This is a genomic window from Mesorhizobium sp. M0243 (assembly GCF_040321775.1).
Classification (GTDB): Bacteria; Pseudomonadota; Alphaproteobacteria; order Rhizobiales; family Rhizobiaceae; genus Mesorhizobium.
On the sequence record NZ_JAMYSF010000001.1, the window covers coordinates 238,457 to 251,313 of the forward strand.

General features: G+C 62.4%; 14 protein-coding genes. 10 read left to right on the top strand and 4 right to left on the bottom strand.

Features of this window, described 5'->3' with window-relative positions:
* Positions 1 to 29: 29 nt before the first annotated feature.
* From NKJ11_RS01085 to NKJ11_RS01095, 3 genes are all read left to right on the top strand, one after another.
* Positions 30 to 584, top strand: a complete 555-nt coding sequence (locus NKJ11_RS01085; protein ID WP_352610729.1) for a thioesterase family protein — start codon at positions 30 to 32, stop codon at positions 582 to 584.
* A gap of 115 nt (positions 585 to 699) precedes the next feature.
* Positions 700 to 1,368: a S24 family peptidase gene (locus tag NKJ11_RS01090; protein ID WP_352773360.1), complete on the top strand. Its 669-nt coding sequence runs from the start codon at positions 700 to 702 to the stop codon at positions 1,366 to 1,368.
* Between the two features lie 9 nt (positions 1,369 to 1,377).
* Positions 1,378 to 2,229 (top strand): thermonuclease family protein, encoded by an 852-nt coding sequence (locus tag NKJ11_RS01095; RefSeq protein ID WP_352792512.1) that lies wholly within the window; start codon positions 1,378 to 1,380, stop codon positions 2,227 to 2,229.
* Here the strand turns inward: NKJ11_RS01095 and NKJ11_RS01100 are convergent.
* Positions 2,195 to 3,841, bottom strand: coding sequence for a lysine--tRNA ligase (locus tag NKJ11_RS01100; RefSeq protein ID WP_352792513.1), 1,647 nt, complete (start codon positions 3,839 to 3,841; stop codon positions 2,195 to 2,197). The two genes, NKJ11_RS01095 and NKJ11_RS01100, sit on opposite strands and share 35 nt — an antisense overlap.
* 165 nt (positions 3,842 to 4,006) lie before the next feature.
* Here NKJ11_RS01100 and NKJ11_RS01105 point away from each other — a divergent pair, with 165 nt between their 5' ends.
* Entirely contained in the window at positions 4,007 to 4,414 is a 408-nt protein-coding gene (locus NKJ11_RS01105; protein WP_281040482.1) for a tellurite resistance TerB family protein, read from the top strand.
* A gap of 61 nt (positions 4,415 to 4,475) precedes the next feature.
* Here NKJ11_RS01105 and NKJ11_RS01110 read toward each other — a convergent pair whose 3' ends face one another.
* Complete coding sequence (locus tag NKJ11_RS01110) at positions 4,476 to 5,324, bottom strand: ABC transporter substrate-binding protein (RefSeq protein WP_352792515.1); 849 nt, start codon at positions 5,322 to 5,324, stop codon at positions 4,476 to 4,478.
* Positions 5,325 to 5,572: 248 nt separating this feature from the next.
* On the opposite strand from NKJ11_RS01110, the gene NKJ11_RS01115 reads away from it, so the two are divergent.
* The 3 genes from NKJ11_RS01115 (at position 5,573) to NKJ11_RS01125 (ending at position 7,803) form a co-directional block, all read left to right on the top strand.
* On the top strand, positions 5,573 to 6,304 hold the full coding sequence (locus NKJ11_RS01115; RefSeq protein WP_023811347.1) for a helix-turn-helix transcriptional regulator: 732 nt from the start codon (positions 5,573 to 5,575) through the stop codon (positions 6,302 to 6,304).
* A gap of 96 nt (positions 6,305 to 6,400) precedes the next feature.
* A complete protein-coding gene (locus tag NKJ11_RS01120; protein ID WP_352631080.1) occupies positions 6,401 to 7,039 on the top strand; it encodes an acyl-homoserine-lactone synthase in 639 nt (212 codons plus the stop codon).
* Between the two features lie 14 nt (positions 7,040 to 7,053).
* Complete coding sequence (locus NKJ11_RS01125; protein WP_013533649.1) at positions 7,054 to 7,803, top strand: enoyl-CoA hydratase-related protein; 750 nt, start codon at positions 7,054 to 7,056, stop codon at positions 7,801 to 7,803.
* A 53-nt stretch (positions 7,804 to 7,856) separates the two neighbouring features.
* Here the strand turns inward: NKJ11_RS01125 and ppk2 are convergent, their stop codons facing one another.
* On the bottom strand, positions 7,857 to 8,765 hold the full coding sequence (gene ppk2 / locus NKJ11_RS01130) for a polyphosphate kinase 2 (RefSeq protein WP_023811346.1): 909 nt from the start codon (positions 8,763 to 8,765) through the stop codon (positions 7,857 to 7,859).
* A 224-nt stretch (positions 8,766 to 8,989) separates the two neighbouring features.
* Here ppk2 and NKJ11_RS01135 point away from each other — a divergent pair, with 224 nt between their 5' ends.
* The 3 genes from NKJ11_RS01135 to NKJ11_RS01145 all read left to right on the top strand — a co-directional run bounded on the left by NKJ11_RS01135 (position 8,990) and on the right by NKJ11_RS01145 (position 12,194).
* On the top strand, positions 8,990 to 10,255 hold the full coding sequence (locus NKJ11_RS01135; RefSeq protein ID WP_023811345.1) for an ATP-binding protein: 1,266 nt from the start codon (positions 8,990 to 8,992) through the stop codon (positions 10,253 to 10,255).
* Between the two features lie 113 nt (positions 10,256 to 10,368).
* Positions 10,369 to 11,094, top strand: a complete 726-nt coding sequence (phoU, locus tag NKJ11_RS01140) for a phosphate signaling complex protein PhoU (RefSeq protein WP_023811344.1) — start codon at positions 10,369 to 10,371, stop codon at positions 11,092 to 11,094.
* An 89-nt stretch (positions 11,095 to 11,183) separates the two neighbouring features.
* Positions 11,184 to 12,194: a magnesium and cobalt transport protein CorA gene (locus NKJ11_RS01145; protein ID WP_023811343.1), complete on the top strand. Its 1,011-nt coding sequence runs from the start codon at positions 11,184 to 11,186 to the stop codon at positions 12,192 to 12,194.
* Positions 12,195 to 12,293: 99 nt separating this feature from the next.
* Here NKJ11_RS01145 and NKJ11_RS01150 read toward each other — a convergent pair whose 3' ends face one another.
* Positions 12,294 to 12,812: a GcrA family cell cycle regulator gene (locus NKJ11_RS01150; RefSeq protein WP_023811342.1), complete on the bottom strand. Its 519-nt coding sequence runs from the start codon at positions 12,810 to 12,812 to the stop codon at positions 12,294 to 12,296.
* Positions 12,813 to 12,857: the final 45 nt, after the last annotated feature.

The following is a 12,857-nucleotide window of genomic DNA, read 5'->3' on the forward strand; positions in this document are numbered from 1 at the left end:
GCGCGTCCAAGAGGACACGGGGCGCTGTAATGTATGTCTGGGCGCGCATGGTGCGCATGATGGCCACGGCACGCAGCCGTGGCCCCTACGTGATGGGCGGCGAAGGCCGGCTGGCTTTCCGCTGCCTGCCGACCGACATCGATTTCAACATCCATCTCAACAATGCGCGATACATGATGCTGGCCGATCTCGGCCGCATCGACCTGTTTGTTCGTGCAGGCCTCATCACGCTGGCAAGGAAGAATGGCTGGGCGCCGATGATGGGCGGACTGCAGGCGGTCTATGCACGCGAGATCAGGCTTTGGCGCCGCTTCGAAGTGGTGTCCTCGATCGAGACCTGGGAAGGCACCCAAGTTGTCGGCAAGCACCGCTTCGTCCTCGACAATAGCGAGACGGCCGCGTTGATCCTGACGACAGCCGGCGTCTACGATCGCAAGGCTCGCAACTTTCTTGAGATTGACGAGGTGGTTTCGGCACTTGGTCGTGCCGTGAACCCGCGGCCACCGACGCAAACGGAGCGGATTTTCATGACATCGCACCAGGGTCTGCGCAGCTTGGCCAAGGGCGTCGATCGATCCCGGTAATCGGACTTTCCGCGATCGACGGGAACGTTTGCAACCACTCCACGACCGGTGGACAAAACGACATTCCAAGACTAGAAGGGAAAGGTATTTTTTCCTGCACCGAAGGAGAGCGAGCATGCTCTCGCACGACCGAGTCTGGGCTGCCATCGATGCTCTTGCCAAGCGCTATTCGCTTTCGGCCTCGGGTTTGGCCAAGCGTGCGGGGCTCGATTCCACTGCCTTCAACAAGTCGAAGCGTTTGTCGTCGGATGGCCGGCCGCGCTGGCCCTCGACCGAATCACTGGCCAAGATCATCGAGGCAACGGGCGCCTCACTCGACGAATTCACCGGTCTGATCGAAGGCCGGCCCGGGATAAGCAATGGTGCTTCGACCAGCCATGCCGCTTCGGTCGCCCGCAGAAGCTCCGTGCCGTTGCTCGGCTTTGCCCAAGCCGGCGCCGGCGGCTTCTTCGACGATGCCGGCTTTCCAGTCGGGCAGGGTTGGGATCTGGTCGAACTGCCGGCGCAATCGACCGAGAGCTCCTACGCGCTGCAGGTGCAGGGCGATTCCATGCTGCCGCTCTACCGCAATGGCGACGTCCTCATCGTCGAACCGGGCGCCGTCACCCGCAAGGGCGATCGCGTCGTTGTCAAGACCACATCAGGCGAGGTGATGGCCAAGGTGCTCGAGCGCCAGAGCGTCAAGTCGATTGCGCTGGTCTCGCTCAATCCCGATCATCCCGACCGCGACATTCCCATGCGCGATGTCGAGTGGGTGGCGCGGATTGTCTGGGCAAGCCAATAGGTCAAGCTGGTGCGGCTTCTCCATCATGCGCTGGCGGTTCTGATGGTCCCTGTGATGGCGGCCATGGTCGTCACCGGCGGTCGCACGTTGAAACGAAGTGAAAGCGTCATTGCCGTGGACCAGCTTGATCCGGGCGCCGATACGATGGCGCAGCAGGCTGCCGGGACGGTGCCGCAGGAGCCGGCCACCTCAGCCATCGCAGCTCCACAGCCGCCGAAGCCGGGGCCGCATTCAAGGGCAATCGATCCCGAAATCGTCGCGCCGCCGGAACTGCCCGCCGACGGGCTTGAACGGGTCGAGCCGCGCGAGCCGTTGAGCAAGCTCGCGCTGGCTGTGCCACCCAAGCCGAAAATGCCTGACGATTGGAACGGCACAAAGCTGTTCCAGCCGGTTGCGCCGGCCGCCGGCCTGATCGAGGCAAAGGGTTACTCGGTCGCGGTTTCCGGCATCGATATCGTCAGGCAGGACGAGACCTGCAGCGAGGACGGCAAGCCCTGGCCGTGCGGCGTCCGGGCGCGGACGGCGTTCCGCGCCTTCCTGCGCGGCCGCGCGGTGGTCTGCACGGTGCCGCCGCAGGGTGGCCGCGACCTGATCGCAGCCGAGTGCCGGATCGGCAAGCAGGATGTCGGTCAGTGGCTGGTCGAAAATGGCTGGGCGCGCGCCGCCAAGGGCGGCCCCTATATCGAGGCAGGCGACAAGGCGCGCACGGCGAAGAAGGGCATTTTCGGATCGGCGCCTGATCTGTTCGGCATGCCGGCGATGCCGGCCGCGCCCGGCCCGGCGCCTCAGGCGCCGGGTTCGATCCTCGAAGAGGTCGATGGCGTGCTCAAGCCAGCTGACCAGCCAGCGCCCGCTCAATGAGCGCACGTGTCTCGGCAACGCCATAAAGTGCTGCGAACGAGCCGAAGCGCGGGCCGCGCTCCTGGCCGATCAGCACCTGGTAGATCATCTGGAAGAAGGCGCCCGATACGCCGGGGCCGCCTTCCGGGCTCTGCTTGGAATGATCCTGATAGCGCTCGATCCTGCGTGCGACATTGAGCGAGGCGTTCTGGATCGCTTCGCCGCTGGCGTCCACCGGCAGCGCGCCAAGCGCTTCGTCGAGGGCTGCCAGCGCCTCGCGCTCGACCTCGTCGGCGGGCCGGAAGGTTTTCGTCGGCTTCACGAAATCGTCGAAATAGCGGATCGCATGGCCGACCAGCCGGTCGAGCTCGGGATGCGTCTTTGGCGTCACGCCTTGCGTATGACGTGAAATGAACCCCCACAGCACATCCTTGTTCTGCGCGTTGGAGGCGCTGACCAGATTGAGCAGCAGCGAGAACGGCACCGGCATGTCGATCGCGGGCGGGTTGCCGTCATGCATGTGCCAGACCGGATTGCCCAGCCGTTCCTTCCAGTCCTGCCGGGGATAGGCGGCGAGGAACGTATAGTATTCATCCACGGCCCGCGGGATGACGTCGAAATACAGCTTCTTGGCCTGCCGCGGCCGCTGGTACATGTAGAGCCCGAGGCTTTCGGTCGGCGCATAGGTCAGCCACTCGTCGATGGTCAGCCCGTTGCCTTTCGACTTCGAGATCTTCTGGCCGTTCTCGTCGAGGAACAGTTCGTAGACGAAATGCTCCGGCGCCCGTCCGCCCAGAATGTTGCAGATGCGGTCGTAGACCACCGCATTGGTCTGGTGGTCCTTGCCAAACATTTCGAAATCGACGCCAAGCGCTGCCCAGCGCATGCCGAAATCCGGCTTCCACTGCAGCTTCACGCGGCCGCCGGTGATCGAAAGCGTGGTCTCGGTGCCCTCGTCGTCGAAGGTGATGGTGCCGGCCTTGGCGTCTACATGCTTCATCGGCACGTAAAGCACCCGGCCGCTCTTCGGCGAGATCGGCAGGAACGGGCTGTAGGTCGCCTGCCGCTCGGGCCCGAGCGTCGGCAGCATCACCGCCATGATCTGCTCATAGCGTTCGGCGGCGCGCAGCAGCATCGCGTCGAAACGGCCGGCCTTGTAGTATTGCGTCGCGCTGGCGAACTCGTAGTCGAAGCCGAACGTGTCGAGGAAGCGGCAAAGCATCGCGTTGTTGTGGTCGGCGAAGCTCGCATAGTCGCCGCCGAAGGGGTTGGGGACCGACGACAGCGGCTTGTGCAGATGCGGCTCGAGTGCGGCGCGATCCGGCACGCTGTCGGGTATCTTGCGCATGCCGTCCATATCGTCGGAAAAGCACAGCAGCTTGGTCGCGACCTTGTCCTGCGTCAGGACGCGGAAGGCATGGCGCACCATCGAGGTGCGCGCCACCTCGCCGAACGTGCCGATATGCGGCAGGCCGGACGGCCCGTAGCCGGTCTCGAACAGGACTGTTTGCGGGAAGTCGGCGCCTTTGTAGCGCTCGATGATCTTTTTGGCTTCTTCGAACGGCCATGCCTTGCTTTCGGTCGCGGCCGCCAGCAGCTCGGGGTTGAGATCGATGATGTTTGATCCCGCCATGTCACAATTTTCCAAATCATTTGCCGGCCCGAAGGCGGGCCGCAGCAAGGGTTTTTCATCCGGTCTCTAGGCGTGCAGCGCCGGAGCGTCAACGCGTGCGGCGCTTTTTCCTTGCGGTGCAGAACGGGCGTTCCTAACTTCGAGGCCCGGTTCAAGGAGAAAAAATTGCCGACACCTCATGAAGCCCTGATCTATCTGATGGTCATCACCTCGGCCTCCGACCGCGACATGACCGATGTCGAACTGGCGCGGATCGGCGAGGTCGTCCGCTCCTGGCCGGTGTTCGAGGACTTCAACCACGACAGGCTTGTCGGCGTCGCCCAGGACTGCCAGAAGCGCCTGCACGAAAAGCATGGGCTGGAGGGCGTGCTGGCTGAAGTCGCCGAGGTCTTGCCTGAGCGGCTGCGCGACACCGCCTATGCCGCCGCCTTCGAGGTTGCCGCCGTCGACCTCGAAATGCGCATGGAAGAGGTGCGGGTGCTGCAGCTGATCCGGCGGCAGCTCGACCTCGACACGCTGACGGTTGCTGCCATCGGCCGCGCGGCCAAGGCGCGGCTGCGCACGCTGACCTGAAAGTCCTTGGCCGGGCGTTGTTGAGATTCGGCTCAGGCCGGCAAAGCTGACCGGAACCGGATCAGAAAAAGCTCACCGGAAAATAGCGCAGATAAAATTCCGCGAACGTGCCTTTCATCGAAATTTCCTGCAGCGCGTAATCGATCGCGGCGGCCAGCGCCGGATTGTCCGCTTTGGTGGCGATGGCCATGCCAGTGCCCAGATATTCGGGCGCCAGATAGGGCCCGCCGGCAAAGCGGCAGCAGCCCGCCGCGTCCGAGCCGCCCAGCCAGAAAGCCAGGCGCATGCCGTCGCCGAAGGTGGCGTCGACCTTGCCGGCCTTGAGATCGGCATAGAGGTCTTCCGGCCTGTCGAAAGGGATGACCTGAACCGTGCTGAAATAGTCGCGCAGCATGCGCTCATGCGCCGAGCCTGATATCACGCCGACACGCTTGCCGTGCAATTTGTCAAAGACGGGCTCGGTCAGTGCCTTGCTCTTCGGCATGATGAAGCGCGCTGGAAACTGTAGATAGGAGCGCGAGAAGGCGTAGGTCGTGCGCGATTCCGGTGTTGCGGCGATGCCGGCGATGATCGCCTCGCCTTCGTCTTTCCGCAGTGCGCCTTCCAGCTCGGCCCAAGGCAGGGCCTGGATCTGGCATTTTTCGACGATGCCAAGCTCGGCGCAGATGGCGCGTGCCAGATCGATATGGAAGCCGGACAGCTTTCCCGCACCGTCGAGGAAGTTGAAGGGCGGGAAGTCCGTGGTGGTCAGGAATCTCAGCCGGGGCAGCGTCGAAAGGTCTGGTTTGGGCAGCCGCTCCTTGGCATCCCACAGCATCGGAACCTGAGGCGCCGCGGCGCGCGCGCCGTCGGCGAACGACAGCAATCCGATCAGCATCGCAAAGGCGAAGGATCTCCACCGGAACGCCAAGATAAAACTCCGCCACAGTCGTGCTCGCACCGGTTTTGGTACGAAAATGGTACAGGCACAATGGTTTTTGATTTCAACCCGCCGATTTCAGGATATGATTCAACCGGTTTGCAAATCAGCTCCGGCCGCCTCGGTGAGGGAAGCCACAAAATAAGTATGCGATTTGCAATCCGTGGTCGGTGGCGAAGTGTAAATCAGGCACGCATCATTGGCCGCAATGCACGAGGCAACATGGGGTTGATGTTGCGATGGGTCAGTTCGATCGCACGCTGGAATACATAGACCAACTGCAGCACGCCGCAACGGCGGCGGCGGTCTGTGAAAGGCTGCTGGGCATAACATCGGATTTCGGTCTCACCGCACTGATGGCTGGAACCGTACCGCAGCCAGGCACGCCGGCCGGCCAGCAAAAGCAGCATGTGCTTCTCTGCGATTGGCCGGGAGAGTGGCTGGAGCGCTATGTCGCGCGCAACTATGTCGATCATGACCCCGTCGTCAGCCATATGAAACAGTTGCAGGCGCCCTTCCAGTGGCACGAGGCGTCGCAGGGCATCCGCATCGACAAGAGCAGCGGCGAAGTGATGGGCGATGCCGGCGCCTTCAAACTGCGTGATGGATTGGCCTTTCCGTTGATCACGCTCGACGGCCAGATCGTCATGGTGTCGCTCGGCGGCGAGGCCGTGGAATTGTCCGTCGCCGAATTCGGCCAGGTGTCGCTGGTCTCGACCTACGCGGTCGGCCGCGCCATGCAACTCCACACCATGGCGAACAGCACCATCGATCATATCGTGCTGACGCCGCGCGAGCGCGAATGCCTGCAATGGGCCGCCGTCGGCAAGTCCGAATGGGAGATTTCGCAAATCCTCGGCATTTCCGAACACACCTCGGAGAAACATCTTCTTAACGCCAAAAGCAAACTAGGTGCCGTCAACAGGGTGCAGGCCGTCGCGGAAGCGATACGGCGCGGCTACATTAGTTAGGTCGGCCGTGCCGACCTGGAATTTTTGCCTACGCGATCACGCAATTTTCTCATCAAAGCACGGCCGTATCTTCCTCTGAACGCAGGAGACGGCGGAATGCTTTTTTCCCTTACAACCCAGGAATTGATGGAACGTCCCGACCTTTGGGAGGCCGTCCATCGGTTGCGCTACAAGATATTCGTCGAAGAGATGGGGTGGGATGACCTCAGGCGCCCCGACGGGCTCGAACTCGACCAGTTCGATCACGACGAGGCGGTCCATCAGATAGTCATCAGGGGCGGTGAAGTGGCGGGTTATCAGAGGATGTTGCCGACGACGCGGCCACATCTGCTGACCGAGGTCTTGGCCGATCTTTCCGAAGGAACGCCGCCATCGGGTCCAAACATCTGGGAATTGACCCGCTACGCGGTAGCTCCCGGTTTTCGTGACGGCCGTCGCGGCGTTTCGACCGTCGGCACCGAACTGATTGCCGGTTTCGTCGAGTGGGGGCTGAAGCGCGGCGTCGACAAGGTGATCATCGAGTTCGAGCCGATGTGGGTGCTGCGCGCCTTGCAACTGCATTTCCTGGCGACCCCGCTGGGCTATCAGCGCACCTATGGCAACCAGCAGGTCGTCGCCACTTTGCTCACCTTCAACGAACACACCCTCGATGTGGTGCGGTCGCGCCGCAATCATTTTGCTCCCGTGCTGGCCAGGGGATATCCCGACATGCTCGGGCAAAGGCGTGCGTCATGAGATCGGAGACAGTCATGAGCACACACCCGCAACCTGAACTTCGCAACCACACGCTGGTCGTCACCGTGTCGTCGAGTGACGGCCGGCCGGTGCTGGACAGGAGAGCCTATGAAAGCCTGGCAAGGACCTTCCATGAAGCCGCCGACAATGAGGAGGTTCGCGTCGTCGTGCTGCGCGGCCTGGCAGGCTGTTTCTGCCTGGGCGGGGACTTCTCCGAATTCCTCGACGCCACCAAGCACCAGAAACTGATTGCCGCCGTCACCGACCTGTTCCGCACGCTGGCGACGTTTCCCAAGCCCATCCTTGCCTGCGTCGATGGCGATGCCGTCGGTGTCGGCTGCACCATCCTGTTCCATTGCGACATGGTGATCGCGTCCGATGAGAGCACGTTCAGGGTGCCGTTCGTCGATTTCGGCCTGGTGCCGGATGCGGCGACCAGCATCCTGGCGCCGCAGAAGCTCGGCTATGCCGGTGCCTTCCGCTTCTTCTGCCTCGGCGACACGCTTCGCGCCGAAGATGCCAGGGCGCTCGGCCTTGTCGCGGAGATTGTGCCGGGAGGCACCGTCGAGGAGGCGGCTCTCGGCCGGGCAAGACAACTCGTCAAGAAGCCGGTCGCCGCCTTGCTGCAGACGCGCGGCCTGCTGAAGGGGAACACCGAGGCCCTCTGCGACCGCATCGATCAGGAGATTTCGCTTTTCCAGCAGGCGCTGCAGGACGACACCACGCTGCGGCGATTGCAGCGCATCGCCCGGCTCGCGGCCTGAGCGAAACCACCCCGCAACGCGCCTCGCGGCCAAGCCCGCGCGGCGCGGAAGCGTCAATCCTGCTTGCCGAGGAATGACGGCCCTTCGCCGATGATCTTCTTGTCTTCCTTGCCGATGATTTCGAGATCGCGCCCCTCATAGGGCAGAGACGACAGGATGCGCCGCATGATCGCCAGCCGCGCGCGCCGCTTGTCATTGGCCCGTACGATGATCCACGGCGCGAATTCCTTGTGGGTGCGCTCGAACATTGTGTCGCGCACCTTGGTGTAGTCGTCCCACTTGGTGATGCCTGCAACGTCGATGGGGGAAAACTTCCAGCTCTTCAGCGGGCTGTAGCGGCGGTCGTGGAAGCGCTCGAGCTGCGTTTCCCGGCCGATGTTCAGCCAGAATTTGAAAAAGTGGATGCCCTCGTTGGAGATCATCCGTTCGAAATGCGGCGTCTCGTCGAGAAACTGCTCGTGCTGCTGCGGGGTGCAGAAACCCATCACCGGCTCGACACCGGCGCGGTTGTACCAGGACCGGTCGAAAGTGACGAATTCGCCTGAAGTCGGGAAGTGGTCGACATAGCGCTGGTAGTACCATTGACCAAGCTCGGTCGGGGTCGGCTTGGTCAGCGCCACGTTGCGTGCCGTGCGCGGATTGAGGTACTGGCGCACCACGAAGATCGTGCCGCCCTTGCCGGCAGCGTCGCGGCCCTCGAACAGCGCCATCACCCGTTTGCCGGTCGACTGCAGCCAGGCCTGCGCCTTGACCAGCTCGATCTGCAGCTTCTCGAGCATCTCGTCATACTCGTCGCTTTTCATCTTCTTGTCGTAGGGATAGCCGCCGGCGGTCAGCTTGTTGTCCTCGACCCAGTCGGGAAGCACGGGATTATCGATGTCGAACTCCCTCTCCTTGCCGCCGATCCTGATCTTCAGCGGCCCCGAAGTTGGCGCGGCGGGACTTTCCTTGGCTTTTTTCATCGAGACGAACCCTTTCCAGCTTCCGGACTCATGCTATGGGGAGCCACTACAGCGCCGCGCGTCCGTTTGGATGCGCAAAGGACGCTGTAGCACTTTTAATTTGCGCATGATCCTTTCCGAAAATCGATTCCCGATTTTCGGGGTCATGCGGCAAGCGATCTGGTGGAAGTTTTCTGCCACCGTGCGACCGGGTGCGAAGACATTGGGGGGCAGGTCACGAGCGAATGGCTGACCTGGACACAGAGCAGAGAGGCATCACGCAAAGCATGGCCGCACGGCTGTGGCATAGCCGCTGGCTGCTTGCGGCCGGCGTCACCGCGGTCGTCGCCGTCTATGCCTTGGCCGGGATTTCAGCCTATGTCGTCCCCGCGGCGCTGCTGTTGCTGCTTGCAGCGGCAATACTGCCGACCGCCGGCGCGCGCCAATCCACCGGCAGCGGCGCTGCCATCGAGGCCATCGGCCTGCAGCGGCTCTCGGGTGAATATCTGGCCGCCGCCGTCGCCGATCCGCTGATCATCTTCGACCGGACCGCCACCATCGTGCATGCCAACGCCGCCGCCTTCGCCGCCTTCGGTGGCATCGCGCCAGGCATGTCGCTGTCGCTGAAATTCCGGGCACCGGAGATGCAGACCCTGCTGGACGGCGTGCTATCCGGCGATGTTGCCTCGGATGTCGTCGACTACATGGAGAAGCTGCCGGTCGAACGGGCCTACCGGGTGAGCGTGTCCTCGGTCGGTCACGCCACCGATCTCTATGTGCTGGTGTTCAAGGACCAGAGCGAAGCACGCAGGATCGACCGCATGCGCGCCGACTTCATCGCCAATGCCAGCCATGAACTGCGCACGCCGCTCGCCTCAATCGCCGGCTTTATCGAAACGCTGCGCGGGCCAGCCCGCAACGACGCGGCGGCGCGCGACCAGTTTCTGCAGATCATGCAGAGCCAGACCGGTCGCATGGCGCGTCTGATCGACGATTTGTTGTCGCTGTCGCGGCTCGAGATGAAACCCTATCTGAAGCCGGGAACCGAGGTGGACCTGCGGCAGACAGTCGACAGCGTCATCGATTCGCTCGGACCGCTGGCCAGCGAAAACGCCGTTGCCATCGAGCGGCACTACGCCGATGGGCCGCTTCATGTGCCTGGCGATCGAGATGAGCTTTTCCAGGTTTTCGAGAACCTCCTGGAAAACGCCTGCAAATACGGGCAGTCTGGTGGGCGCGTGGTTGTATCCATAGCGCATGGCGATGCCGGATCAGAGCCGGGCATCGACGTGACGATCAGGGACTTTGGCCCCGGCATTCCCGAGGAGCACATTCCGCGCATTACCGAGCGCTTCTACCGCGTCGACGTCGAGACCAGCCGGACCCAGAAAGGCACCGGCCTCGGCCTGTCGATCGTCAAGCATATACTGACGCGCCACAACGCCCGGCTTTCGATCAAGTCCGAAGTCGGCAACGGCGCGGCATTCTCGGTTCATTTGCCGACGCACTGATATCGCCCTAATTCAAGGGGACTGTTTCTTTTTTCTGTCATCCGGCTAGCGTATCAGCGGGGATTCGAGGAAACGACTCAAAATCAAAACATCCCGTGGGAAGGCATTTTGCCATGCAGTCCGTGCACATCGTCAGCGCCTATGACGAGGAGTTGAAATATCTGTCGAAGCGCATCGCCGCGATGGGCGGCCATGCCGAGCGCATGGTCGAACAGGCGGTCGCCGCTCTCGTCAATGCCGACCCAGGCCTTGCCCAGAAGGTCGTCCGCGACGATACCGTACTGGACGAGGGCCAGCGCGAAATCGACGACAAGGCGATCATCATCATTGCCAAGCGTCAGCCGATGGCGGGGGATTTGCGCGAGATCGTCGGGACCATTCGCATCTCCGCCGACCTCGAACGGGTTGGCGATCTCGCCAAGAACGTTGCCAAGCGGGTGGTCGCCGTCACCGACGGACGCCAGCCAACCAGCCTGTTCCGCGGCCTCGAGGCTCTGTCCAACCTGGCGTTGACCCAGCTCAAGGAAGTGCTCGACGTCTACGCGTCTCGCTCGGTGGAGAAAATCGGCTTCGTGCGCGATCGTGACGACCAGATCGACGCCATGTACACATCGCTGTTTCGCGAATTGCTGACCTACATGATGGAAGATCCGCGCAACATCACGCCCTGCACGCATCTGCTGTTTTGCGCCAAGAACATCGAGCGTATCGGTGATCACGCCACCAACATAGCCGAGACCATCTACTACATCGTCACCGGCGATCAGTTGCCGGCTGAGCGGCCCAAGGGCGACAAGACCGACAAAATCAGCCTTTCCGGGACGCAGCCGCTGAAGTGAACGCGCCTCTCGAACCGTAATCCGATTTACGCTAAGCTTTCCGGGCTTTGCCTCTATCCTCGTCCGTGGATTTGCTCCGGGAGGTCGTGATGGAAAATGTTCGGAACCTGACCCCGGCGCCTGGGCCGACATCCGGCATTATCGCTTGCGGCGTCTACACGGCCGGGCGCCGCATCGCCGACATTCCCATCGAGGAAGCCGGCGAATGGGCAAAGAAATCCGGTCATGTCGTCTGGATCGGCCTATTGGAGCCCGACCGTAACCTGTTGCTGCGCGTCCAGGCGCAATTTCACCTGCATGAGCTGGCAATCGAGGATGCCGAGCACCCGCACCAGCGGCCGAAGATCGAGCAATATGGCGACGCCTTGTTCATCGTCGCTCGCACCGCGCAGCTGATCGACGGTCGGGTCACCTTCGGCGAGACCCATTTGTTTGTTGGCTCAGGCTACATCGTCAGCGTCAGGCACGGTCCTTCGACGTCCTATGCCGCCGTTCGGCAGCACTGGGAAAGCTGCCCGCACTCGCTGGCCAAGGGTGAGGATTTCGTCCTTTACGCCATTCTCGATTTCATCGTCGACAATTACATGCCGGTGCTCGAGCAGATCGAGGACGAGGTCGAGGCGATCGAGGACAAGGTTCTGCTGAAGCCGATGACCGCTCCCGACATCGAACGGCTCTATATGCTGCGCCGCGATCTCCTACGCCTGCGCAATGCCGCGCTTCCGCTGGTCGAAGTCTGCCGACGGCTGACCAGCGCCGAGCTGCCGCAGATACACACCGCCATGCATCCGCTGTTCCGCGACGTCACCGATCACATCCGCACCGTCCAGGAGAAGATCGACAGTCTGCGCGAGGTGCTGGCGTTCGCTTTCGAGGCGAGCTTGCTGGTCGGCCAGAGTCAGGAAACCGCGAACACCAAGAAGCTCGCCTCCTGGGCCGCAATCCTGGCGGTGCCGACGGCGCTCGCCGGCATCTACGGCATGAACTTCAGCGACATGCCGGAACTGAAGATGGAATACGGCTATCCGGTGGTGCTGGGCGCTATCGTGCTGATCTGCACGTTTCTCTACTGGCGGTTCAGGAAGAACGGGTGGCTGTGAGGGTAGGCAGTAGGCAGTAGGCAGTAGGCAGTAGGCAGTAGGGCAAGAAATTCAGAGCATATTGCCCCTACTGCCTACTGCCTACTGCCCAATCCCTAACTATCGGCTCCGCCGCCGCTCCGATGCCGGCTGGAATGCCACGCGGGCGTGGTACTTGCAGTACGGACCGGTTTCGGCGGCATCGTTGCCGCAGAAATGGAAGTCCTCTGAAAGCGGATCGCCGTTCGGCCATTTGCAGGTCCGCTCGGTCAGCTCGACCAGCTGCAGATGCCGCGAGATCGGCAGCACGACATTCTCAACCGGACGGATATAATGGCGCGCCACCGGTTCGGCGTCGAACTGTGTCTGCAAGGCCGTCGCGCCGATCGATGTCGTGACATGGCGTGCCGTGGTTGCAGCGCGTGATACCGATTTCTGGACGGTCGATCCTTGTGCCGCCTTTTTCTGGCGTGCCGGCGTGGCGGTCGAGCGACCGCGGCCCGAGAGTTTCAGCCGATGCACCTTCCCGATGACCGCATTGCGGCTGACCCCTCCAAGCTGCGCAGCAATCTGGCTTGCGCTCAGACCCTCCGACCACAGTTTTCTCAAGAGTTCTACCCGCTCGTCAGTCCAGTTCATGAGACCGCGCTCCTCTAAGCGTGCGGCAATCGGAATCCTTCTCCC